Below are 22826 nucleotides of genomic sequence, written 5' to 3'. Positions count from 1 at the left end.
GGCGTCCCCGGGACCGTCGCCGAGACCAGGCTCAGTGGTGCGTCTTCAGGCCGCCGGCGGCAACCAGTCGGACCTCGGCGCGACGCTCGGCGTGCGAGTCGGCGTCGGCCTTGGCGTTCTCCAGCGCGCGCTCGGCACGGGCGACATCGATCTCGTCGGCCAGCTCGGCGATCTCGGCGAGGATCGACAGCTTGTTGTCGGCGAACGAGATGAAGCCACCGTGCACCGCGGCGACGATGGTGCCCTCGGAGACGGTGCGGATGGTGACCGGGCCGGTCTCCAGCACGCTCAGCACCGGGGTGTGACCCGGCATGATGCCGGTGTCGCCGGAGGCCGTACGGGCAACAACGATGGTGGCCGCACCGGACCACACCTTGCGGTCGGCTGCGACCAGCTCGACGTGCAGCTCAGCCAACGTGGGCTCCTTGGCTCTTGCCGGGCCTCGGCCACCCGGGCGAACGGGCGGCTGAGATCTCGGCAGTTTCGGTAAGAATAACGGTCACGCGCCCCCGGAACGAAACCAAGGGCGGGTAAATGACCGGGATCACAGCAGGATCCAGCGTTGAGGGGTGGCCCCCGACGAGAGCCGGGAACCACCCCTCAACGGTTGGGTCTGCTGTGCGACCGGTCTGCGATTACTTCTTCAGCAGCTCGGCGGCGTTGCGCTCGAGGTCGTCGATGCCACCGCACATGAAGAAGGCCTGCTCCGGGACGTGGTCGTACTTGCCGTCCGCGATCGCGTTGAAGGCCTCAATGGTCTCCGACAGCGGAACGGTCGAGCCCTCGACACCGGTGAACTGCTTCGCCACGTAGGTGTTCTGCGAGAGGAAGCGCTCGATGCGGCGGGCACGCTGCACCGTGATCTTGTCTTCCTCGGACAGCTCGTCGATACCGAGGATCGCGATGATGTCCTGCAGGTCCTTGTACTTCTGCAGGATCCCCTTGATACGGATGGCCGTGTCGTAGTGGGTCTGCGCGATGTACCGCGGGTCGAGGATGCGGGACGTGGAGTCCAGCGGGTCGACGGCCGGGTAGATGCCCTTCTCCGAGATCGGGCGCGACAGAACGGTGGTCGCGTCCAGGTGGGCGAAGGTGGTGGCCGGCGCCGGGTCGGTCAGGTCGTCCGCGGGGACGTAGATCGCCTGCATCGAGGTGATCGAGTGACCGCGGGTCGAGGTGATGCGCTCCTGCAGGAGGCCCATCTCGTCGGCCAGGTTCGGCTGGTAGCCCACCGCGGAGGGCATACGGCCGAGCAGGGTCGACACCTCGGAACCGGCCTGGGTGAACCGGAAGATGTTGTCGATGAAGAGGAGCACGTCCTGCTTCTCGACGTCACGGAAGTACTCCGCCATGGTCAGCGCGGAGAGCGCGACGCGCAGGCGGGTGCCCGGCGGCTCGTCCATCTGGCCGAAGACCAGCGCGGTCTTGTCCAGAACGCCCGAGTCGACCATCTCGTCGATGAGGTCGTTGCCCTCACGGGTGCGCTCACCGACACCGGCGAACACCGACACACCACCGAAGTTCTCGGCGACGCGGTAGATCATCTCCTGGATCAGAACGGTCTTGCCGACACCGGCACCACCGAACAGACCGATCTTGCCACCCTGGACGTACGGGGTGAGCAGGTCGATGACCTTGATGCCGGTCTCGAACATCTCGGTCTTCGACTCGAGCTCGGAGAAGTTCGGCGCCTTGCGGTGGATCGGCCACTTGACCTCGACGGAGGCCTCGAACTCGGCCTTGTCGACGTTCAGCACCTCACCGAGGGCGTTGAAGACCTTGCCCTTGGTGATCTGGCCGACCGGGACGGAGATCGCCGCACCGGTGTCGGTGACCTGCGAACCACGGACCAGGCCGTCGGTCGGCTGCATCGAGATGCCGCGGACCAGGCCGTCGCCGAGGTGCTGGGCGACCTCGAGGGTCAGGGTCTTCTTGCCCGAGCCGTCGGGGTTGTCCACCTCGACGTGCAGGGCGTTGAACATGTCCGGAATGGCGTCGACGGGGAACTCCACGTCGACGACCGGGCCGATGACCCGCGCGACGCGGCCCGTCGCCGTGGTCGGCTCAACAGTGGTGGTCATACTCATTCGCTCCCGCGGCTAGCGTCGGCGAGGGCGTTGGCACCGCCGACGATCTCGCTGATTTCCTGGGTGATCTCGGCCTGACGGGCCGAGTTGGCAAGCCGCGTGAGCGACTTGATGAGCTCGCCGGCGTTGTCCGTCGCGCTCTTCATCGCGCGGCGGCGGGCGGCGTGCTCGGAGGCGGCCGACTGAAGCAGCGCGTTGTAGATCCGGCTCTCGACGTACCGCGGCAGCAGTGCGTCGAGGACGCCTTCCGCCGACGGCTCGAAGTCGTACAGCGGGAAGATCTCGTTCTTCGCCGGCGACTTGTCGCTGAGCTCGACCTCGTCGAGCTTCAGCGGCAGCAGTCGGGCGTCCACGGCGGTCTGCGTCAGCATCGACACGAACTCGGTCGACACCAGGTGCAGCTCGTCCACGCCACCGGTCTCCGCGGTGAAGGCCTCGATGAGGTCCGCCGCGACGACCTTCGCGTCCCCGTAGGTCGGCTTGTCCGAGAAGCCCGTCCACGAGTTCGCAACCTCCAGGTTGCGGAACCCGTAGTACCCGACGCCCTTGCGGCCGACGATGTACGTGACCACTTCCTTGCCCTCTTCGCGGAGGCGGGCGGCGAGCGCCAGCGACTGCTTGATGGCGTTGGTCGAGTAGCCGCCCGCCAGACCGCGGTCTGCCGTGATCAGCAGCACCGCGGCGCGCGAGGCGTTCGGGTTCTCGGTGGTCAGCGGGTGCTTCGCGTTGGACCGGGTGGCCACCGCGGTCACCGCACGGGTGAGCTCATCGGCGTACGGAGTGGAGGCGGCCACCGCGCGCTGCGCCTTGACGATGCGCGACGCGGAGATCATCTCCATCGCCTTGGTGATCTTCTTCGTCGCGGTGACGGAGCGGATGCGGCGCTTGTAGACCCGAAGCTGTGCTCCCATGGGTCGTTACGTCCTTTCCCTCGCTACCGGACTCAGGCCTGCTCGGAGAGCAGCTTGCCGTCCGCCGTGGTGTAACCCTGCTTGAACGAGGTGATCGCCGCAGTCAGCGCGTCGATGGTGCCGTCCTCGAGCTTCTGGGTCTCGGCGATGCCGGTCAGGATGCCCTTGTGCTCCAGGCGCAGGTGGTCCAGGAACTCACGCTCGAAGCGGCGGATCTCGGCGACCGGGACGTCGTCCAGCTTGCCGGTGGTGCCGGCCCAGATCGAGACGACCTGGTCCTCGACCGCGAACGGCTGGTACTGGCCCTGCTTCAGCAGCTCGACCATGCGCGCACCGCGCTCCAGCTGGGCCTTGGAGGCCGCGTCCAGGTCGGAACCGAAGGCGGCGAACGCCTCCAGCTCGCGGTACTGGGCCAGGTCCAGGCGCAGGCGGCCGGCGACCGACTTCATGGCCTTGATCTGGGCGGAGCCACCGACGCGGGAGACCGAGATACCGACGTTCACGGCCGGGCGGATGCCGGCGTTGAACAGGTCGGACTCCAGGAAGCACTGGCCGTCGGTGATCGAGATGACGTTGGTCGGGATGTACGCCGAGACGTCGTTGGCCTTGGTCTCGATGATCGGCAGACCGGTCATCGAGCCGCCGCCGAGGGCGTCGTTCAGCTTGGCGCAGCGCTCCAGCAGGCGGGAGTGCAGGTAGAAGACGTCACCCGGGTACGCCTCGCGGCCCGGCGGGCGGCGCAGCAGCAGGGAGACGGAGCGGTAGGCCTCGGCCTGCTTCGACAGGTCGTCGAAGACGATGAGGACGTGCTTGCCGTCGTACATCCACTCCTGGCCGATGGCCGAACCGGTGTACGGGGCGAGGTACTTGAAGCCGGCCGGGTCGGAGGCGGGAGCAGCCACGATGGTGGTGTACTCCAGCGCGCCGGCCTCCTCCAGGGCGCCGCGGACGGACGCGATGGTGGAGCCCTTCTGGCCCACGGCGACGTAGATGCAGCGGACCTGCTTCTCCGGGTCGCCCGAACGCCAGTTGTCACGCTGGTTGATGATGGTGTCGACGGCGACGGCGGTCTTGCCGGTCTGGCGGTCACCAATGATCAGCTGGCGCTGGCCGCGGCCGATCGGGGTCATCGCGTCGATGGCCTTGATGCCGGTCTGCAGCGGCTGCTTGACCGACTTGCGGGCCATGACGCCGGGGGCCTGCAGCTCCAGGGCACGACGGCCGGTGGAGGCGATGTCGCCCAGGCCGTCGATCGGGTTGCCCAGCGGGTCCACGACACGGCCGAGGTAGCCGTCGCCGACCGGAACCGAGAGGACCTCGCCGGTGCGGCGCACGGTCTGACCCTCTTCGATGCCGCCGAACTCACCGAGGACGACGACACCGATCTCGCGGGTGTCGAGGTTCAGCGCGAGGCCGAGCGTGCCGTCCTCGAACTTCAGCAGCTCGTTCGCCATGACCGAGGGCAGACCCTCGACATGCGCGATGCCGTCCGCCGCGTCAGTGACCTTGCCGACCTCTTCCACAGAAGCGGCGTCCGGCTGGTACGACTGGACAAAGTCGGCCAGCGCGTCCCGGATCTCCTCCGGACGGATCGTAAGCTCCGCCATCAGGCTTCCCTGCTCTCCTAGTTTGCGATCCTCGGCCCGCCATTGAGGGCCGCAAGTGCTCGACTCTCGGCCGGGTCGGGTGAACCGGCCGTACGTTTTGCCGGCCCACCTGGTGTGGACCGACGCCCGACCGAGGGTCGGATAGTGCTGGTGCTCAGCCTTCGAGGCCCTGACGAGCGCCTTCGAGGCGGCTCGCGACCGTGCCGTCGATGACCTCGTCGCCGATCTGCACCCGGACACCGCCCTGGACCTCGGGGTCCACGTCGATGTTCAGGTGGACCGGGCGGCCGTGCAGGCCGGCCAGGGCAGCGGCGAGCCGCTCCTTCTGGCGGTCCGACAGCGGCACGGCGCTGGTGACCTGGGCCACCACGCGGCCACGCCGGGAGGCGGCGAGCTTGGAGTAGGACTCCAGGCCACCCTCCAAGCTACGACCCCGGGGGGCGGTGACCAGGCTGGTGACCAGGCGGACGGTGCCCGCGTTGGCCTTGCCGCCGAGGAGCTTGCGGATCAGCTCCTTCTTGGCGGCCGTGTCGGCCTTGGGCTCGGTCAGCGCGGCGCGCAGCTCGTGCGAGCCCGCCACCACCCGGCCGAACCGGAACAGCTCGTCCTCGACGTCGTCCAGCGCGCCCGCCTTGTCGGCGGCGATGACCTCGGCGTACGCGGTCAGCTGCTCGGCCGCGTCGGCCAGGTCACGCGAACCGGACCAGCGCGAGCGGACCAGGCCGGAGACCAGGTCGACGGTCTCGCCGGAGACCTGACCGGCCAGCAGCGAGGTGACCAGCTGGGCCTTGTCCTGGCCGGACCGCGAGGGGTCGGTCAGCACGCGGCGCAGCGAGACCTCTCGGTCCAGCAGCACGGTGACGGCGGCGAGTTCCTCGGCGAGCTTGGCCGCGTCCACCGAAGTGTTGTCGGTCAGGCTCTCGAGGTTCGCGCGACCGGCGGCGAGTGCCTCGCGGCTCGCGCCGATCACTTGGACGCACCCTGGGCAGCGGCGGCCTTGGACTCCAGCTCGTCCAGGAAGCGGTCGATGACACCGCTCTGGCGGGCGTGGTCCTCCAGGGACTCACCGACGATGCGGGAGGCCAGCTGGGAGGCCAGCGAGCCCACGTCCTGGCGCAGGGCGGCGGTCGCCTGCTTCTTGTCGGCCTCGATCTGCGCGTGGCCGGCGGCGACGATGGCCTCGCGCTGACGCTGGCCCTCCTCGCGCATCTCGGCGATCAGGACAGCGCCCTGCTCACGCGAGTGCTCGGTGATCCGAGCTGCCTCGTGACGCGCCTCGGCCAGCTCGGCGCGGTACTGCTCGAGCAGGGCCTGGGCCTCGGCCTGAGCGGTCTCCGCGCGCTTCATGCCGCCTTCGATGGCGTCACGGCGCTCCTCCAGCACCTTCTCGATGCTGGGGAGGAGCTTCTTGCCGAGAAGACCGAAGACGATGAAGAAGCAGAGCAGGCCGATGATGACCTCGGGCCACGCGGGGAGAAGAGGGTTCATCTTCTCTTCAGCCGCGAGGAGAACCTCGGGGGTCATATCAGAACCTTTCGTCGGAATTGACTACCGGTGCGCCTGGCTCACTGGCCGTAGACGAACGGCATGACGATGCCGATCAGGGCGAGGGCCTCGGTCAGGGCGAAGCCGATGAACATGTTGGAGCGGATCAGGCCGGCAGCCTCGGGCTGACGGGCCATCGCCTGCACGCCGTTACCGAAGATCAGACCGACACCGATGCCGGGGCCGATCGCAGCGAGGCCGTAGCCGATGGAAGCAACGGAACCGGACACACCAGCGGCGAGAGCGGACATCTCAGCTAATCCTTTGCGGGGATGGGATACCGGTGGGTGTTGGCCACCGGGAGTTCAGGGGCGCGGCCGGGGCCGCGGGGCTCAGTGCGCCTCTTCCAGGGCACCGGCGATGTAGCTGCTGGCGAGCATCACGAAGATGTACGCCTGCAGGAACTGCACCAGCAGCTCGAAGGCGGTCAGACCCACGGCCACCACGAAGGACACGGAGCCGTACAGGGCGCCGATGGTGGGGCTCAGCAGGTACCACGAGGCCACCGAGAAGACGACGATCAGCAGGTGACCGGCGAACATGTTCGCGAAGGCTCGGACCGCGAGGGTGAAGGGGCGCACGAAGATGTTCGAGAAGAACTCGATCGGCACCAGGATGAACATGACCCAGCCGGGGATGCCCGACGGCCAGCAGAGGTTCTTCATACCGCCGACGAAGCCGTGCTTCTTGAACGTCAGCGTCATGTAGGTGATCCACACCACGATCGCGAGTCCGGCCGGGAACGCGATGCGCGACATCACCGGGAACTGCGCGAACGGGATGATGGACATGATGTTCATGATCCACACGAAGAAGAACATCGAGACCAGCATCGGGACGTACTTCTCGCCCTTTTTGCCGATCGTCTCGAGCACGATGCTCCGCTTGACGAAGTCGTACCCGATCTCACCGACCAGCTGGAGCTTGCCCGGGAGCAGCTTCGGCTTGGCGAACGCGGCCCAGAAGAAGCCCACCACCAGCAGCGCACAGATGATCGACAGCAGCATCGGCTTGGTGAAGTCGACGCCGGCGACCGTGAAGATCGGCTTGAAGTCGAACTCGCCCAGGCCGGGGGCGGGGAAGCCGCAGCCGGAATCCGAGCCGAAGTGGCAATTGGCCTCGGAGGCAAGCTGGACGACGTCAGCACCCACCACAGACTCCTTCGTTCTGACGCATGGTTACGGCAACCTCGGTGTGTCGGCGTGGCCTGCGGCCACGGTGCGGCACTGGGACTAGTTGGATTTCTCGCTGACCCGACGCGGCGCATATCCCCGCCGCGGGATCTTCGAAAGCTTCGTGGAGCTGGGGGGCGATCCGTCCGATTCTCGGAGAGACCTGGCCGCATCCCGTACTCCGCCGTTGGGACGGACGATAGCAGCCCGTCAGGAGGGCATAAACACCGCCCCCCTCGCGAGGGGGACAGTGAGCCCCACTCACGGTTGACGCCCGGATTTCGGCTTGCCGTCGGGTTCCACGTAGAAGGTCTTCGCCCGGAGCCAGCCGCGGACCTGGAACGCCGTCCAGATGATCGCGAGCCCCAGCAGCGAGAAACCGAAGACCTTGTGGTCGAAGAACGAGAGGTGCTTGGCGACTGCCAGCAGAATGCCGATCAGCAGGATCTGCGTGGTGTAGACCATCAGCGCGGCCGGCATCAGCATCTGCGGATTGTTCCGGGTCAGCCGGTCGAGTGCGACCTGGCCGAAGCCGAAGAAACCGATCACCACCACGATCGCCAGCAGGGCGCCGAGCAGGCCCTTCCCCTGGGCGACGGCGAAGGAGATCGCCATGGCGATCACTCCGGCGGCCGCAGTGGGGATTGCGGCGCCACGGAGGATCCGGGCGTCGTGGGACGGCATGTCGGCAGCTCCGGGCGGCATGTCGGTGACAAGGGGCAGAGGTACAAGGGCGAGAGCCACGCCGCGGACCACCGTTGAGGGCAAGCCCGTCGAGGGAGACCGACCAGGGACGGAAGTCCTCCATGTCAGGTCTTTCGGCGTGTTCTCGGTACTCGTGAACGGTATCACAAACTATTTGATGAGAGCTTTACCATGAACGTGTGGCACCTGTCACACCGGCAGCCGATGGATGCCGCCGGACGGGTGCCACCGAACGGGTGAGCGAGAGTTGACGACGCGTCAGGCTTCCCGGTCGCCCCGCCGGCCGGACGCCGTCGCGCCCGTGCCGATCCGCCCCAGCAGCGCCTTGTCCTCGGCCGACAGCTCGGCCATCGCGGCCGCCTCGACACCGTCCTCGACATCCTCGACGCCGGCCTCCGCCGCGTCCTGCCCGGCGGCCCGCTCGCCGTTGCGGTAGCGGGGCGGCACGAACGGCTGGACGGCTTTCGGGGCGCGCGGCCGGAAGCGCGGCATCAGCAGCACCGCGAGGCCCACCAGGCACAGGCCCGCGACGGTGAGGACCACCGTGCGACCGGTGTTGGTGACCGAGACCGCCACGGTGCCGAAGGCGATCAGCGCGGCCCAGAAGTACATGATCAGCACGGCCCGGCTGTGCGAGTGCCCGACCTCCAGCAGCCGGTGGTGCAGGTGCTGCTTGTCCGCCGCGAACGGCGACTTGCCCGCCCAGGTACGGCGCACCACGGCCAGCAGCAGGTCGGCCAGCGGCAGCGCGATCACCGTCAGCGGCAGGATCAGCGGGATGTAGATCGGCACCATGGCGTGCACGGCGAGGGTCTGCGAGCCGGTCTGGGCGGAGATCAGGTCGGGGTCGACGCGGCCGGTGATGGAGATCGCGGCGACCGCCAGCATCAGGCCCAGCATCATCGAGCCGGAGTCGCCCATGAAGATCCGCGCGGGGTGCAGGTTGTGCGGCAGGAAGCCCAGGCACATGCCGATCAGCACGGCGGTGAACAGCGCGGCCGGCGCGGCGTCGTTGACCCCGTAGCCGAGCCAGAGCCGGTACGAGTACAGGAAGAAGGCGATCGCGGCGATGCACACCATGCCCGCCGCCAGGCCGTCCAGGCCGTCGATGAAGTTCACCGCGTTGACCATGACGACCACCAGGGTGACCGAGATCAGCATGCCCTGGGTGGGGGTCACCGCGACCGGGCCGTAGCCGGGCACCGGGATGGAGATCACCGTGACGCCCTGCCACACCATCACACCGGCGGCGATCATCTGACCGCCGAGCTTCACCAGCGCGTCCACGCCCCACTTGTCGTCCAGGACGCCCAGCACGAACATGATGCCGGCCCCGGACAGCAGCGCCTTGACGTCCGCGCTCTGCACGAACAGCCGCCCCAGGTTGGTGAGTTGGGACGCCGCCAGCAGACCCGCCAGCAGACCGCCGAACATCGCGATGCCGCCGAGCCGCGGGGTCGGTTCGCGGTGCACGTCACGCGCCCGCACCGCGGGCATCGCGCCGGCGGCGATCGCGAACTTCCGCACCGGGGCCACCAGCAGGTAGGTCACCGCCGCGGAGACGAACAGGACCAGCAGATACTCACGCACCACTGGCCTCCAGGGTCGCGGTCCGACGGACGAGTACGCAGGGTACTCCCGCGCAGGTTCGGGGTTCGAGGTGCGTCGCCACGTTGCACACCTTATTGACTCCGACGCCCGGGCCCCGCATCGCGGTTCGCCTCCGCGGTCGGCGGATGCTCAGCACCGCCCGGCGAAGGCCTGCGCCAGCTCCCGGACCCGGGCCCGCACCGAGGCCGGATCGGCCCCGGCCAGCACCCGTCCGAGCAGCTCGCCGACCTCGCCGAGCTCGGACTCCCCCATCCCCTGGGCGGCGCACGTCCCGGTGCCCAGCCGGATCCCGGAGGTCTCGGTGGGCGGCGCCGGGTCGTACGGGACGGCGCACCGTCCGAGCATCAACCCGGCTGCGGCGCACCGGCGTTCGGCCTCCACGCCGGTCAGGCCGAGACCACCGACCTCGGCGGTCACCAGGTGGGTGTCGGTGCCGCCGGTGAGCGGCGCGGCCCCGGCGACGGCCAGCGCGGCGGCCAGCGCCCGCGCCCCGTCCACCGCCCGGCGGGCGTAGTCGGCGAAGCCGGGGGTGGCGGCCTGGGCCAGCGCCACCGCCTTGGCGGCCACCTCGTTCATCGCCGCCCCGCCCTGGCAGAACGGGAACACCGCCCGGTCGATCCGGTCGGCCAGGTCGCGGGTGCACAGCAGCAGGCCGCCGCGCGGGCCGCGCAGCAGCTTGTGGGTGGCCACCACCGTGACGTCCGCGTACGGCACCGGGGAGGGCGCCAGGCCGGCCGCGACCAGGCCGGCGCTCTGCCCGGCGGTGGCGATCAGGTAGGCGTCCACCTCGTCGGCGATCTCCCGGAAGGCCGCCCAGTCGAGGTGCCGGGGGTAGGAGATGCCGCCCGCGACGATCGCCTTGGGGCGGTGCTCGTGGGCCAGCCGGCGGACCTGCTCCAGGTCGATCAGGCCGTCGTCCTCGCGCACCCCGTAGCCGTGGAACTGGAACCAGCGGCCGGAGAAGTTGGCCCGCGAGCCGGCGCTCAGGTGGCCGCCGTGCTCCAGCGACATCGCCAGCACCGCGTCGCCCGGCCGCAGCAGCGCCGCGTAGGCCGCCAGGACGGCCGAAGTCGCGGACCGGGGCTGGACGTTGACGTGCGGGGCGGCGAACAGTTCGCGGGCCCGGTCGATCGCCAGCAGTTCGACGGTGTCGGCGGGCGCGCAGCCGGTGTGGTGGCGGCGGCCGGGGTAGCCCTCGGCGTACTTGTCGACCAGTGGGCCGGCCAGCGCGGCCAGCACGGCGGGGGTGGCCAGGTTCTCGCCGGCCAGCAGTTGCAGGGAGTCGGCCCGACGCTCGTCCTCGGCGGTGAGCAGGTCGGCGATCAGCGGGTCCGCCGCGCGCAGGGCCTCGGTGGCCTGCCAGTGGACCTGTCGGGCATCGGCGACCGTCATGCTGCGGCTCCCGGGCTGCGGTGCGGGCGGAGATTTCTCCAGCCTAGGTCGGCCCCAGTCGCCGGGCCCGCCCCCACGCGCGGGACTGGGCCTTTCGGCCGCGCCCGGTCACCTTCATCACCCGAGCACGCGGCCTTCACAAATCCTCCACCGAAACTTTAGTGGAGGGCGCTCAACTCACCGGTCCACACCGGTCAGTGCGGTCACCACCGGGTCCAGCGCGTCGAATATCTCCTCGCCGCAGTTGCGGAACATGCCGATCGGCGCCCCGTACGGGTCCCTCAGCTCGTCCGATTCCGGTGAGGCGGCCAGCAGCCAGCCGCGCAGGGCGGCGGCCGAGCGGACCAGTGCGCGGGCGCGTTCGGTCAGTCGCGCGCCGTCCCTGGGGTCCGGCAGGGTCCGCGGATCGACCCTTTGCACCAACCGGGTGAACTCCTTCAGCGTGAAGGTGCGCAGACCCGCCGCGTGGCCCATGGAGATCACCTGCGCGCGGTGGTCCAGGGTCGCGGTCAGCACCAGGTCGGCGTCGATCACGTGCTCGTCGAGCAGCTCCCGCCCGGCGAAACCACCGCTGTCCGCGCCGTACTCGCCGAGCACGGTGGCCGCGTGCGCCTCCATCGGGGCGCCCTCGTGGCCCCAGGTGCCGGCGCTCTCCACCACGATCCGGCGGCCCACCGGGGTGCCCAGTCGGGAGTCCAGCTCGAGTCGGGCCAGCCGCTCGGCGATCGGCGAGCGGCAGATGTTGCCGGTGCAGACGAAGAGGATCTTGAAGGTGTCCAGCGGGAGCGGCCCGGACGCCGGGAACGGCGCCAGGGCACTCCCCGCTCCGTACAACGGGGCGGCGGTCAACTGCCGGCCTCGACGTCCGGAGCGACCTCCCTCAGCTGCTCGACGCTGATCGCGCCCGCCCGCAGCACCACCGGCACCTTGCCGGTGACGTCGACGATGGTGGAGGCCGTCGCATGGTCGGCCGTCCCGCCGTCGAGGTAGATCGACACCGCGTCGCCGAGCTGCGCCTCGGCCGCGTCGCAGGTGGACGGCGACGGGCCGCCGGTCTTGTTCGCGGAGGACACCGCGAGCGGGCCGGTGGCGTTCAGCAGCTCCAGCGCGACCGGGTGCAGCGGCATCCGGACCGCGACGGTGCCCCGGGTCTCGCCCAGGTCCCAGCGCAGCGACGGTTGGTGCCGGGCCACCAGGGTCAGGCCACCGGGCCAGAACGCGTCCACCAGCTCCCAGGCCTGCTCGGAGAAGTCGGTGACCAGCCCGTGCAGGGTGGTCGGCGAGCCGACCAGCACCGGCGAGGGCATGTTCCGCCCGCGCCCCTTGGCCGCCAGCAGCGCACCCACCGCCTCCGGCGAGAACGCGTCCGCCGCGATCCCGTACAGCGTGTCGGTCGGTACCACCACCAGCTCCCCGCGGCGGATCGCCGTGGCGGCCTCACGCAGCCCGCTGGCACGATCCTGGGCGTCGGAGCAGTCGTATCGGCGGCTCATCGGAGCAATCCCCTTCCGGTGATTTCAGTGGTGGTCTACAACGAGACGGTCGCCGCGGTCGGCGACAGCCTCTGGGCCGGCGGGCCCGCACGGTACCGCGCGCCCGGCACGCGCCTTCACAGCGCGGCCCCTTCGGGCCGCCGGGCCACGTCGGGCGTGCCCAACGCCGCCCTCCGGGCCGCAGCCCGGCGCGCGCGTGCTCGTGGCGGAGCCGTTCCGGTCGCCGTCGGGCGCCCAGGCGTTCACGACGAAGCCCTTCGGACCGTCGCACCGTGCCCGATGTTCACGACGAAGCCCTCCGGGCCGTCGTACTGTGCCCGCGTATTCACAGCGAGGCCCTCCGGGCCGTGGTGAAGCGCGGCCGGTTGTTCAGGTCCCGGTGGTCGGCGGCGTCCGTCCAGCCGCCCTCCTCGCGGAAGATCCACGGGACCTGGCCGCCCTGGGTGTCCGCGTGTTCGATCACCACCGCGCCGCCGGGCCGCAGCAGCCGGGCGGCGACCCGCTCGATGCCGCGGATGGTGTCCAGGCCGTCCTCGCCGGAGAACAGCGACATCTGCGGGTCGTGGTCGCGGGCCTCGGGGGCGACGTACTCCCACTCGGTGAGCGGGATGTACGGCGGGTTGCTGATCACCAGGTCGAACCGGCCGTCCCAGGCCCGGTCGTCGGCGAACGCCTTGGTGGCGTCGCCCTGGTGCAGGTGGACCCGGGCCCGGTCGGGGCTGGCCTCGACGTTGCGGCGGGTGTACGCGATCGCGCCCTCGTCGAGCTCGAACGCGTGCACGGTCGAACGCGGCAGCTCCTGCGCGAGCGCCAGCGCGATCGCCCCGGAGCCGGTGCACAGGTCGACCACCAGCGGCTCGGCGACGTCCATCGCGCGGACCGCTTCTATCGCCCACTCGACCACCGTCTCGGTCTCCGGCCGGGGCACGAACACCCCGGGGCCGACCTCCAGTTCGAGGTAGCGGAAGAACGCCCGCCCGGTGATGTGCTGCAACGGCTCGCGCTGCTCGCGGCGGGAGATCGCCTCCCAGTAGCGGACGTCGAAGTCCCCGTCCGGCACGGTGTGCAGCTGGCTGCGCTTCACCCCGTGGATGTGCGCGGCCAGCTCCTCCGCGTCGAAGCGCGGCGAGGGCACGCCGGCCGCGGCCAGGCGCTGGGTGGCCTGGGCCACCTCGGCGAGCAGCAGGTTCATCCCTCGGGCCCCTTAGGCTCAGTTCTCCTGGGCGGCGGCCAGCTTGGCCGCGGCGTCGGCGTCCACACAGGACTGGATCACCGCGTTCAGCTCCCCGTCCAGCACCTGGTCCAGGTTGTACGACTTGAAGCCGGTGCGGTGGTCGGAGATGCGGTTCTCCGGGAAGTTGTACGTCCGGATCCGTTCGGAGCGGTCGACCGTGCGGACCTGGCTGCGGCGGGCGTCGGACGCCTCCCGCTCGGCCTCCTCCTGCGCGGCGGCCAGCAGCCGCGAACGCAGGATGCGCATCGCCTGCTCCTTGTTCTGGAGCTGGCTCTTCTCGTTCTGGCAGGACGCCACGATACCGGTCGGCAGGTGGGTGATCCGGACCGCGGAGTCGGTGGTGTTGACCGACTGTCCGCCCGGGCCGGAGGACCGGTAGACGTCGATCCGCAGGTCGTTGGCGTGGATCTCCACCTCGACCTCCTCGGCCTCCGGGGTGACCAGCACGCCCGCGGCGGAGGTGTGGATGCGGCCCTGCGACTCGGTCGCCGGCACCCGCTGCACCCGGTGCACGCCGCCCTCGTACTTCAGCTGCGCCCAGACGCCGTGGCCGGGCTCCGCGTTCCCCTTGGTCTTCACGGCCACCGAGACGTCCTTGTAGCCGCCGAGGTCGGACTCGTTGGCGTCGATGATCTCGGTCTTCCAGCCGACCCGCTCCGCGTACCGCAGGTACATCCGCAGCAGGTCGCCGGCGAACAGCGCGGACTCCTCGCCGCCCTCGCCCGCCTTGACCTCCAGGATGACGTCCTTGTCGTCGTTCGGGTCGCGCGGCACCAGCAGCAGCCGCAGCTCCTCGGTGAGCTCCGCCTGGTGCGCCTCGGACGCCTTCGCCTCGGCGATGAAGTCGGGGTCCTCGGCGGCGAGTTCGCGCGCGGCGACGATGTCCTCGCCGGCCTGCTTCCAGGCCAGGTAGGTCCGGGTGATCGGGGTCAGCTCGGCGTACCGCTTGGCCAGCTTGCGCGCGTTCGCCTGGTCCGCGTGCACAGACGGGTCGGCCAGCCTCTTTTCGAGGTCGGCGTGCTCGACGAGGAGCTCTTCGACTGCCTCGAACATCGGGTGGTCCTACTTCCGTGAGTGCCGAACAGGGGGTGCCCGCCATGGGTGAGGGGCAGGAGAGACGCGAACGGCGCCGGCCCGGACGCCCCCGTGAGTACACGAGGACGCCCGAGACCGGCGCCGTGGAAGCGCTAGGCCGACTTGTTGCCGGAGAGCTTCTTGCCGAAGCGCGCCTCGAAGCGGGCCACGCGGCCACCGGTGTCCAGAATCTTCTGCTTGCCGGTGTAGAACGGGTGGCAGTTCGAGCAGACCTCGGCGCGGATCTCGCCGCTGGTCTCGGTCGAGCGAGTGGTGAACTCGTTGCCGCAGGTGCAGGTCACCTTGGTGACCACGTACTCCGGGTGAACGTTGGACTTCAACGGATTCTCCTAGCTGATCGGGAGGGCACCGGGTCGGCGGACTTGGACATCCGCACGTGAACCGGGACCGACGGACCAGTGTGCCAGCACTGCCCGCTTCTTCCCAAACCGGGAGGCGGATCGTACTATTCCGTGCCGCCGAACAGGGCCGCCTCGCCCGCGTTCACCGAGGCCGTGGGCGACGGGGAGCTGTCCGCCGGGTTGCTGGGCTGAGCGGTGACCACCGCCTCCGGCACCGGCCGGTCGGCCCGCAGCGCCGCCCAGAGCTGCTGGGCGTCCGGGTTCTTCGGAACCACCCGGTTCGGGTCGCTCAGGGCGTACCCGACCGGCAGCGTGACCATGGTCAGCTGGTCGGGGCCGATGTGCTTCAGTGTCTGCGCCAGGCCCACCAGCGAGTTCACCGAGGCCAGGTCGGAGTCGGTGGTGAGCGACTTGGTGAGCTTGTCGCCGAGGGTCCACATCGCCACCGGGTCGGTGGCCAGGCCCAGCGTGCCGATCCGGCCGAGTATGGCCTTCACCATCTGCTTCTGGAGCTCTATCCGGCCCAGGTCGCTGCCGTCCCCGACGCCGTGCCGGGTGCGGACGAACGCCAGCGCCTGCTGCCCGCCCAGGTGGTGGGTGCCGGCCGGCAGCTGCAGTCCGCTGTCCTGGTCGCTTATCGGCACGGTGGTGGTGACGTCCACCCCGCCGATCGCGTCGATCAGCGAGGCGAAGCCGGCGAAGTCGAGCTCGACGAAGTGGTCCATCCGCATCCCGGTGAGCTGCTCGGTGGTCTTCACCGCGCAGGCCGGGCCGCCGACCTCGAACGCCGAGTTGTACATCGCGCTGCGGACCGCCGGCACGGGCTTGCCGTCGAGGCCGGTGCAGGCGGGCCGGGCGACCAGGGTGTCGCGCGGTATGGAGACCACCGAGGCGGCCGTGTGCGTCTGGTTGACGTGCACCACCATGGCGGTGTCGGAGCGGGCGGTGCCCCCGGTGTCGCCGCCGGCCAGGCTCGCGTTGGCGCCCGCCCGCGAGTCGGAGCCGAGCACCAGCAGGTTGAACGAGCCGTCGGTGGCGGCGGGCGGACGGGCGCTGCCGAGCTGCCCGGAGATGTCGACGCCGTGCAGGTTCCGGTTCAGCTTCCAGTAGGCGAGCCCGCCCAGCCCTGCGGCCACCAGGACCACGGCGGCCAGCACGAACAGCGTGATCCGCAGCCCGCGGCGACCCGTGGGGCGTTCCTTCCGGTGTTCGGCCATATCGCCTCATTTCGGATGGAGTGCGACCTTTCGAGCATAAGTGACGCGCCGGTAGTGCGACCCGGTTCTGGACCCGGCCTGAGAAAAGCCTGAGACCCCGCACCGCGGGAGCGGTACGGGGTCTCGGTGGGCCTTGCTGCGATCAGTCGCCGGAACCGGGGGTGTTCTTGGCGATCTGCATCAGGAACTCGGCGTTCGTCTTGGTCTGCTTCATCTTGTCCAGCAGCAGCTCGATCGCCTGCTGCGAGTCCAGGGCGTGCAGCACCCGGCGGAGCTTCCAGACGATGGAGAGCTCCTCGTGGCCGAGCAGGATCTCCTCCTTGCGGGTGCCGGAGGCATCCACGTCGACGGAGGGGAAGATGCGCTTGTCGGAGAGCTTCCGGTCGAGCTTGAGCTCCATGTTGCCGGTGCCCTTGAACTCCTCGAAGATCACCTCGTCCATCCGCGAGCCGGTCTCGACCAGCGCGGTGGCCAGGATGGTCAGCGAGCCGCCGTTCTCGATGTTGCGCGCGGCGCCGAAGAACTTCTTCGGCGGGTACAGCGCGGTCGAGTCGACACCGCCGGACAGGATGCGGCCGGAGGCGGGCGCGGCCAGGTTGTAGGCGCGGCCCAGGCGGGTGATGGAGTCCAGCAGGATCACCACGTCGTGGCCCAGCTCCACCAGGCGCTTGGCACGCTCGATGGCGAGCTCGGCGACGGTGGTGTGGTCCTCGGCCGGGCGGTCGAAGGTCGAGGAGATGACCTCGCCCTTCACCGACCGCTGCATGTCGGTGACCTCTTCCGGACGCTCGTCGACCAGGACGACCATCAGGTGGCACTCGGGGTTGTTGTGGGTGATCGCGTTGGCGATCGCCTGCATGATCATGGTCTTACCGGTCTTCGGCGGGGCCACGATCAGACCGCGCTGGCCCTTGCCGATCGGCGACACCAGGTCGATGATCCGGGTGGTCAGCACGCCCGGGTCGGTCTCCAGGCGCAGCCGCTCCTGCGGGTACAGCGGGGTCAGCTTGCCGAACTCGGGGCGGCCGCGGCCGCTGTCCGGGTCCATGCCGTTGACGGAGTCCAGGCGGACCAGCGCGTTGAACTTCTCGCGGCGCTCGCCGTCCTTCGGCTGCCGGACGGCGCCGGTGATGGCGTCGCCCTTGCGCAGGCCGTGCTTGCGGACCTGGGCCAGCGAGACGTAGACGTCGTTCTGGCCGGGCAGGTAGCCGGAGGTCCGGACGAAGGCGTAGTTGTCGAGGATGTCCAGGATGCCCGCGACCGGGATCAGGACGTCGTCGTCGCTCAGCGGGACCTCGGGGCCGCCGGCGCCCTCGAAGCCGTCGCGACGACGGCCCCGGCGGTCGCGGTAGCGGCCGCGGCGGCCGCGCCGGCCGTCGCCGAACTCGTCGTCGTCGTAGCCGCCCTGCTGCTGGGCGCCGCCGGCCTGCTGCTGGCCGCCGCCCTGCTGCTGGCTCTGCTGCTGGCGTTGCTGGCCGCCGTCCTGCTGCTGGCTGCCGCCCTGCTGGCGGTCGGCGCGGTCGCGCTCGCGGCGGTTGCGGCGGTCCCGGCGGGACTCCCGGATCTCGCTGTCGCCCTCGGCCGCGGCGGCCTCGGTGCGCTCGGCACGCTCGGTGCGCTCGCCGCCCTCGCGGCGGTCGCGGCGGTCCCGGCGCTCGCGGCGCTCGGTGCGGCCCTCGCCGTCGGCGGCCTGGCGCTGGCCCTCGGCCTTGGCCTCGGCGGCCGGCCGGTCCTGCTCGGCGGTGGCGGCGGCCGCGGCTTCGGCGGTCGGCGCACCGGCGGCGGCGGTGGCGCGGCGGCGCGGGCGCTCGGTCCGGGTGGTGGCGGCCGCGCTGTCGGCGGCGGCCTGCACCGGGATCTCGATCTGCGCCTGCGGCTGCGGCTCGGTGGCGGCGGCGGTGCGGGCACGGCGGGCCGCCCGCGGCGGAGCCGCCGATTCGCCCTGCTCCTCGGCGGCCGGAGCGGCCTCGGCGGGAGCAGCGGACTTGGCGGCCTTCTTGGCGGCCGGAGCGGCGGGGGCGGAGCCGCCCGCGAGCAGCGGGTCTCCGCCGCTCTTCTCCTTGATGGCCTCGATCAGCTGGCTCTTGCGCATCCGCCCGGTACCGCTGATCCCGAGGGTCGAGGCGAGCTTCTGCAGCTCGGCCAGGACCAGGCCGTCCAGGCCGGCGGCAGCGGTACGACGGCGTCGCGCCGGAGCCGCGGGGGCGGCGGCAGCGTCCGACGCCTCGGCGTCCGGGCGCGCGCCCATCAGATCGGTGGTGTCGCTCACTAAGGGTCCTTCCCTGGAGCGGACGTCGGCCTGTCTGGCACGGCGACCGGTTGTGCTGTCCTGTCCAGCGGCTCTGTGTGCTGGTCAGGGGCTGGATTCCCGTGGAAGGCTGGTCCTTCCGGGGAGCTGCGAAGTGCGGTGCACTGTGGTGCGAAGGTGGCGCGGACGGCCGGTGACGACCTCGCTGCGCCTGTTTGTTGATGCCCGGGCCCCCGTCGCGCGGCGGCAGTTCGGGCCCCGCCCGGCCAGGCCTCAGTGCAGAGGCTGCGGGTGGGAGTCTGGTGCCGTCACGGCTTCGGGATGGGCCGCAGTCGCGGAGGCAGGCTGCGTACGCGGTGTGGCGGGCTCCCGGAGAATCGTGCTCCCGAGCTTCCGGCCCCCGTGCGGACGGGGGAACGGGATCGGGATGCGTCGCACCCGGCCCCGGAGGGCATCTGGTGCAGCAATGAGGTTAACACTACCGACCCCCTGACACATTCCCCAGCCCTTTGTTTGTCAATCGTGTCCGTCTCACATGTCGAGCGGCAGCACGGTCGCGCCGGCGCGGTCGAGCTCCAGCCGGTGCGCCGCGAACTGCGGTCCGGCGAAGTTGAGGAGTTTCTGCGCGCCGGACTCGTCGGTGAGCGCGAGCACCGTCGGTCCGGCACCCGAGATGACGGCGGGTACGCCCTCGGCGCGCAGGGCGGCGACCAGGGCGGCGCTGTCGGGCATGGCGGAGGCCCGGTAGTCCTGGTGCAGGCGGTCCTCGGTGGCGGTGAGCAGCAGTTCGGGGCGGCGGGTGAGCGCCTCGACCAGGAGCGCGGCGCGGCCGGCGTTGACCGCGGCGTCGGCGAGCGGGACGGTCTTGGGGAGGAGACCGCGGGCCGTCTCGGTGAGCACCTCGGTGGAGGGCACGAACACCACCGGAACCACCCGGTCGGAGGGGTCGAGCGCGATGGTGCGGGCGGTGCCGTCCTCGGTCCAGGCCACGGTGAAGTTGCCGCGCAGGCAGGCCGCGACGTTGTCGGGGTGGCCCTCCAGCTCGGAGGCGAGGGCGAGCAGCGCGTCGTCGTCGAGGGCGGAGGCGCCGCCGATGGTGACGGCGCGGGCGGCGACGATGCCGGCGCAGATCGCGGCGGACGAGGAGCCCAGGCCGCGGCCGTGCGGTATGCGGTTGGCGCAGACCACTTCGAGGCCGCGGGGCTGCCCGCCGAGCCGGTCGAAGGCGGCGCGCAGCGAGCGGACCAGCAGGTGGCGCTCGTCGCGGGGCAGGGTCTCGGCGCCCTCGCCGGCGATGTCCACGCTCAGACCGGAGTCGGCGACCCGGACCACCACGTCGTCGTAGAGCCCCAGGGCGAGGCCGAATGCGTCGAAGCCGGGGCCGAGGTTGGCGCTGGTCGCGGGAACGCGGACCCGGACGGCGGCGGCGCGGAACGCGGGACCGGCCATGCGGTGGACACTCCTGAAAAGTGGGGGAGGCCCGGACGACGGGGCCTGCGGTGGTACGACGGCGGGAGGTCGAAGGGAGCGCGCAGCATGGCGCGGCCCGCCGGGGTCAAGCGTATCGAAGAGAGGTTCCAGAGCGGTACACCCTGCTCGGCTCGGATCTTCCGTGTTGCCGCAAGAAGCGGAAAAGTGCCGGTCGGATGACCTGAAAGCGGCGTAAAAGCCGTTGAGCGGCGAGCCTGGTCGGGCTTGCCGCTCAACGGGGTTGAGGCCGGATCAGTCCAGCAGGCCGAGGCTGCGGGCCGCGGTCTCGGGGTCGATCGGGACGATCTGCGGCTGGGGGGCGCCGGCCACGGCCCAGTCCGGGTCCTTGAGGCCGTTGCCGGTGACGGTGCAGACGATCCGCTGGCCGGGGTCGACCAGTCCGGCCTCGGCCTTGGCCAGCAGGCCGGCCACCGAGGCGGCCGAGGCGGGCTCCACGAAGACGCCCTCCTGCGCGGCCAACAGGCGGTAGGCGGACAGGATCTGGCGGTCCGTCACCTTGTCGATCAGGCCGCCGGACTCGTCCCGGGCGGCCAGCGCGTAGTCCCAGGAGGCCGGGTTGCCGATCCGGATCGCGGTGGCGATGGTCTGCGGCTTGAGCACCGGGGCGCCGTCCACGATGGGCGCGGAGCCGGACGCCTGGAAGCCCCACATCCGGGGGGTCTTGGAGGAGAGGCCGTCCGCCGCGTACTCGCGGTAGCCCTTCCAGTAGGCGGTGATGTTGCCGGCGTTGCCGACCGGGAGGACGTGGATGTCGGGGGCGTCGCCGAGCATGTCGACGATCTCGAAGGCGGCGGTCTTCTGGCCCTCGATGCGCACCGGGTTGACCGAGTTGACCAGGGCGACCGGGTACTTCTCGGAGAGTTCGCGGGCGAGCGTGAGGCAGTCGTCGAAGTTGCCGTCCACCTGGAGGATCTTCGCGCCGTGCACCAGCGCCTGGCCCATCTTGCCGAGGGCGATCTTGCCCTGCGGGACGAGCACGGCGGACACCATGCCGGCCCGCACCGCGTAGGCGGCGGCGGAGGCGGAGGTGTTGCCGGTGGAGGCGCAGATGACGGCCTGGGCGCCGTCCTCCTTGGCCTTGGAGATGGCCATGGTCATCCCGCGGTCCTTGAAGGAGCCGGTCGGGTTGGCGCCTTCGACCTTGAGGTAGACCTCGCAGCCGGTGCGCTCGGAGAGCACCTGGGCGGGGACGAGGGGCGTGCCGCCTTCGAGCAGGGTGACCACGGGGGTGGAGTCGGTGACCGGGAGGCGGTCGCGGTACTCCTCGATGAGGCCGCGCCACTGGTGGGTGTGGGCGCCTCGGGAAGCGTTTCCGGCAAGGGCGTTCATGGTTCTTCCTACTCCCCTTCGACCCGCATGATGCTGGCCACGTCGCGCACGCTGTCCAGCGCGCGGAGCTTGTCGACCGTCGCCGACAGGGCGGCGTCGGTGGCGCGGTGGGTGACCACGACGAGCGCGGCGTCGCCGTCGCGGCCCTGCTGGCGCACGGTGTCGATGGAGACGCCGTGCTCGGCGAAGACCGAGGCGACCTGGGCCAGCACGCCGGCCCGGTCGTCCACGTCGAGGCTGACGTGGTAGCGGGTGACCACCTCGTCCATCGGCTTGGCGGGCAGCTGGGCGTAGACCGAGTCGCCGGGGCCGGTGGTGCCGTTGACCTTGTTGCGGCAGACCGCGACCAGGTCGCCGAGGACCGCGGAGGCGGTCGGCGAGCCGCCCGCGCCGGGGCCGTAGAACATCAGCCGGCCGGCCGCCTCGGCCTCGACGAACACCGCGTTGTAGGCCTCGCGGACGGAGGCCAGCGGGTGGCTGAGCGGGATCATCGCCGGGTGCACCCGGGCGGTGACCGAGCTGCCGTCGGCGGAGCGCTCGCAGATCGCCAGCAGCTTGACCACGCAGCCCATCTGCTTGGCGGAGGCGATGTCGGCGGCGGTGACCTCGGTGATGCCCTCGCGGTAGACGTCGGCGGCGGTCACCTTGGTGTGGAAGGCGATCCCGGCCAGGATGGCGGCCTTCGCGGCGGCGTCGAAGCCCTCCACGTCGGCGGTCGGGTCGGCCTCGGCGTAGCCCAGCGCGGTGGCCTCCTCCAGCGCCTCGGAGTACCCGGCGCCGGTGGAGTCCATCTTGTCGAGGATGAAGTTGGTGGTGCCGTTGACGATGCCCAGCACCCGGTTCACCTTGTCGCCGGCCAGCGACTCGCGCAGCGGGCGCAGCAGCGGGATGGCGCCGGCCACGGCGGCCTCGTAGTAGAGGTCGGCGCCGGCCGCGGCGGCCGCGGCGTGCAGTTCGGCGCCGTCCTTGGCGAGCAGCGCCTTGTTGGCGGAGACCACCGAGGCGCCGCCCTCGAAGGCTTTGAGGATCAGCGATTTGGACGGCTCGATGCCGCCCACGACCTCGATCACCACGTCGATGTCGTCGCGGCCGACCAGGGCCTCGGCATCGGTGGTGAGCAGGTGCTCGGGCACCCCGGGGCGGGGGCGGCCGGCCCGCCGGACCGCGATGCCCGCGAGCTCGACCGGGGCGCCGATGCGCGCGGCGAGGTCGTCGGCTGTCGTCGTCATGATGCGCGCCACCTCGGAGCCCACCACACCACAGCCCAGCAACGCCACCTTCAGCGGGCGCGTACGCATCATCCGACTCCGCTCTGCCTTCTTCGTCCCCGCCGGGGTGATTCGGTGTC

Annotated in this window: 21 protein-coding genes; all 21 read right to left on the bottom strand. The window is 70.7% G+C overall.

Annotated features, from left to right (window positions below; all coding sequences use genetic code 11):
* Nucleotides 1–31: 31 nt before the first annotated feature.
* The 21 genes from ACIQF6_RS12545 to ACIQF6_RS12445 all read right to left on the bottom strand — a co-directional run bounded on the left by ACIQF6_RS12545 (nt 32) and on the right by ACIQF6_RS12445 (nt 22779).
* Entirely contained in the window at nt 32–415 is a 384-nt protein-coding gene (locus tag ACIQF6_RS12545) for a F0F1 ATP synthase subunit epsilon (protein WP_400893506.1), read from the bottom strand.
* A gap of 220 nt (nt 416–635) precedes the next feature.
* The gene (gene atpD, locus ACIQF6_RS12540; protein WP_400893504.1) at nt 636–2081 is read right to left on the bottom strand and encodes a F0F1 ATP synthase subunit beta; all 1446 of its coding nucleotides are present in this window, start codon (nt 2079–2081) and stop codon (nt 636–638) included.
* A gap of 2 nt (nt 2082–2083) precedes the next feature.
* Nucleotides 2084–2998, bottom strand: coding sequence for a F0F1 ATP synthase subunit gamma (locus ACIQF6_RS12535; protein ID WP_400893502.1), 915 nt, complete (start codon nt 2996–2998; stop codon nt 2084–2086).
* Between the two features lie 32 nt (nt 2999–3030).
* Entirely contained in the window at nt 3031–4605 is a 1575-nt protein-coding gene (gene atpA / locus ACIQF6_RS12530) for a F0F1 ATP synthase subunit alpha (protein WP_400893500.1), read from the bottom strand.
* Nucleotides 4606–4759: 154 nt separating this feature from the next.
* Complete coding sequence (locus ACIQF6_RS12525; protein WP_400893498.1) at nt 4760–5575, bottom strand: F0F1 ATP synthase subunit delta; 816 nt, start codon at nt 5573–5575, stop codon at nt 4760–4762.
* Nucleotides 5572–6129 (bottom strand): F0F1 ATP synthase subunit B, encoded by a 558-nt coding sequence (locus ACIQF6_RS12520; protein WP_400893496.1) that lies wholly within the window; start codon nt 6127–6129, stop codon nt 5572–5574. The genes ACIQF6_RS12525 and ACIQF6_RS12520 overlap by 4 nt, the downstream gene beginning before the upstream one ends.
* A 41-nt stretch (nt 6130–6170) precedes the next feature.
* The gene (atpE, locus tag ACIQF6_RS12515) at nt 6171–6401 is read right to left on the bottom strand and encodes an ATP synthase F0 subunit C (protein ID WP_100588007.1); all 231 of its coding nucleotides are present in this window, start codon (nt 6399–6401) and stop codon (nt 6171–6173) included.
* 81 nt (nt 6402–6482) lie between these two features.
* A complete protein-coding gene (atpB, locus tag ACIQF6_RS12510; RefSeq protein ID WP_400893493.1) occupies nt 6483–7304 on the bottom strand; it encodes a F0F1 ATP synthase subunit A in 822 nt (273 codons plus the stop codon).
* A 279-nt stretch (nt 7305–7583) separates the two neighbouring features.
* Entirely contained in the window at nt 7584–8006 is a 423-nt protein-coding gene (locus tag ACIQF6_RS12505; protein ID WP_400893491.1) for a hypothetical protein, read from the bottom strand.
* Between the two features lie 279 nt (nt 8007–8285).
* Nucleotides 8286–9617 carry a glycosyltransferase family 4 protein gene (locus ACIQF6_RS12500; protein ID WP_400893489.1) on the bottom strand — a complete coding sequence of 444 codons (1332 nt, stop codon included), beginning with the start codon at nt 9615–9617 and terminating at the stop codon, nt 8286–8288.
* A gap of 150 nt (nt 9618–9767) precedes the next feature.
* Nucleotides 9768–11030, bottom strand: a complete 1263-nt coding sequence (gene glyA, locus ACIQF6_RS12495; RefSeq protein ID WP_400893487.1) for a serine hydroxymethyltransferase — start codon at nt 11028–11030, stop codon at nt 9768–9770.
* A 177-nt stretch (nt 11031–11207) separates the two neighbouring features.
* On the bottom strand, nt 11208–11843 hold the full coding sequence (locus tag ACIQF6_RS12490; protein WP_400893914.1) for a protein-tyrosine-phosphatase: 636 nt from the start codon (nt 11841–11843) through the stop codon (nt 11208–11210).
* 32 nt (nt 11844–11875) lie between these two features.
* Nucleotides 11876–12523 (bottom strand): L-threonylcarbamoyladenylate synthase, encoded by a 648-nt coding sequence (locus ACIQF6_RS12485; RefSeq protein ID WP_073814244.1) that lies wholly within the window; start codon nt 12521–12523, stop codon nt 11876–11878.
* 325 nt (nt 12524–12848) lie between these two features.
* Nucleotides 12849–13715: a peptide chain release factor N(5)-glutamine methyltransferase gene (prmC, locus tag ACIQF6_RS12480; RefSeq protein WP_400893484.1), complete on the bottom strand. Its 867-nt coding sequence runs from the start codon at nt 13713–13715 to the stop codon at nt 12849–12851.
* Between the two features lie 18 nt (nt 13716–13733).
* The gene (gene prfA, locus ACIQF6_RS12475) at nt 13734–14810 is read right to left on the bottom strand and encodes a peptide chain release factor 1 (protein ID WP_400893482.1); all 1077 of its coding nucleotides are present in this window, start codon (nt 14808–14810) and stop codon (nt 13734–13736) included.
* A gap of 134 nt (nt 14811–14944) precedes the next feature.
* The gene (rpmE, locus tag ACIQF6_RS12470; protein ID WP_035866123.1) at nt 14945–15172 is read right to left on the bottom strand and encodes a 50S ribosomal protein L31; all 228 of its coding nucleotides are present in this window, start codon (nt 15170–15172) and stop codon (nt 14945–14947) included.
* A gap of 125 nt (nt 15173–15297) precedes the next feature.
* Complete coding sequence (locus tag ACIQF6_RS12465) at nt 15298–16410, bottom strand: LCP family protein (RefSeq protein WP_400893481.1); 1113 nt, start codon at nt 16408–16410, stop codon at nt 15298–15300.
* A 142-nt stretch (nt 16411–16552) separates the two neighbouring features.
* Complete coding sequence (rho, locus tag ACIQF6_RS12460; RefSeq protein WP_400893480.1) at nt 16553–18679, bottom strand: transcription termination factor Rho; 2127 nt, start codon at nt 18677–18679, stop codon at nt 16553–16555.
* A 510-nt stretch (nt 18680–19189) separates the two neighbouring features.
* Nucleotides 19190–20107, bottom strand: a complete 918-nt coding sequence (thrB, locus tag ACIQF6_RS12455) for a homoserine kinase (protein WP_400893479.1) — start codon at nt 20105–20107, stop codon at nt 19190–19192.
* Nucleotides 20108–20380: 273 nt separating this feature from the next.
* Nucleotides 20381–21478, bottom strand: a complete 1098-nt coding sequence (thrC, locus tag ACIQF6_RS12450; protein ID WP_400893478.1) for a threonine synthase — start codon at nt 21476–21478, stop codon at nt 20381–20383.
* 8 nt (nt 21479–21486) lie between these two features.
* Nucleotides 21487–22779, bottom strand: coding sequence for a homoserine dehydrogenase (locus tag ACIQF6_RS12445; protein ID WP_400893477.1), 1293 nt, complete (start codon nt 22777–22779; stop codon nt 21487–21489).
* Nucleotides 22780–22826 lie beyond the last annotated feature (47 nt).

It is taken from the genome of Kitasatospora sp. NPDC092948 (assembly GCF_044754805.1).
Lineage (GTDB): Bacteria > Actinomycetota > Actinomycetes > Streptomycetales > Streptomycetaceae > Kitasatospora.
Note: the sequence above shows the minus strand (reverse complement) of the source record. Positions and strands in the feature narration are given on the sequence as shown.

Coding starts and splice junctions, on each gene's coding strand:
- atpD (WP_400893504.1), bottom strand. CDS start 2,081: ATGACCACCACTGTTGAGCCGACCACGGCGACGGGCCGCGTCGCGCGG.
- ACIQF6_RS12535 (WP_400893502.1), bottom strand. CDS start 2,998: ATGGGAGCACAGCTTCGGGTCTACAAGCGCCGCATCCGCTCCGTCACC.
- atpA (WP_400893500.1), bottom strand. CDS start 4,605: ATGGCGGAGCTTACGATCCGTCCGGAGGAGATCCGGGACGCGCTGGCC.
- ACIQF6_RS12520 (WP_400893496.1), bottom strand. CDS start 6,129: ATGACCCCCGAGGTTCTCCTCGCGGCTGAAGAGAAGATGAACCCTCTT.
- atpE (WP_100588007.1), bottom strand. CDS start 6,401: ATGTCCGCTCTCGCCGCTGGTGTGTCCGGTTCCGTTGCTTCCATCGGC.
- ACIQF6_RS12505 (WP_400893491.1), bottom strand. CDS start 8,006: ATGCCGTCCCACGACGCCCGGATCCTCCGTGGCGCCGCAATCCCCACT.
- glyA (WP_400893487.1), bottom strand. CDS start 11,030: ATGACGGTCGCCGATGCCCGACAGGTCCACTGGCAGGCCACCGAGGCC.
- ACIQF6_RS12485 (WP_073814244.1), bottom strand. CDS start 12,523: ATGAGCCGCCGATACGACTGCTCCGACGCCCAGGATCGTGCCAGCGGG.
- prmC (WP_400893484.1), bottom strand. CDS start 13,715: ATGAACCTGCTGCTCGCCGAGGTGGCCCAGGCCACCCAGCGCCTGGCC.
- prfA (WP_400893482.1), bottom strand. CDS start 14,810: ATGTTCGAGGCAGTCGAAGAGCTCCTCGTCGAGCACGCCGACCTCGAA.
- ACIQF6_RS12465 (WP_400893481.1), bottom strand. CDS start 16,410: ATGGCCGAACACCGGAAGGAACGCCCCACGGGTCGCCGCGGGCTGCGG.
- thrB (WP_400893479.1), bottom strand. CDS start 20,107: ATGGCCGGTCCCGCGTTCCGCGCCGCCGCCGTCCGGGTCCGCGTTCCC.
- thrC (WP_400893478.1), bottom strand. CDS start 21,478: ATGAACGCCCTTGCCGGAAACGCTTCCCGAGGCGCCCACACCCACCAG.
- ACIQF6_RS12445 (WP_400893477.1), bottom strand. CDS start 22,779: ATGATGCGTACGCGCCCGCTGAAGGTGGCGTTGCTGGGCTGTGGTGTG.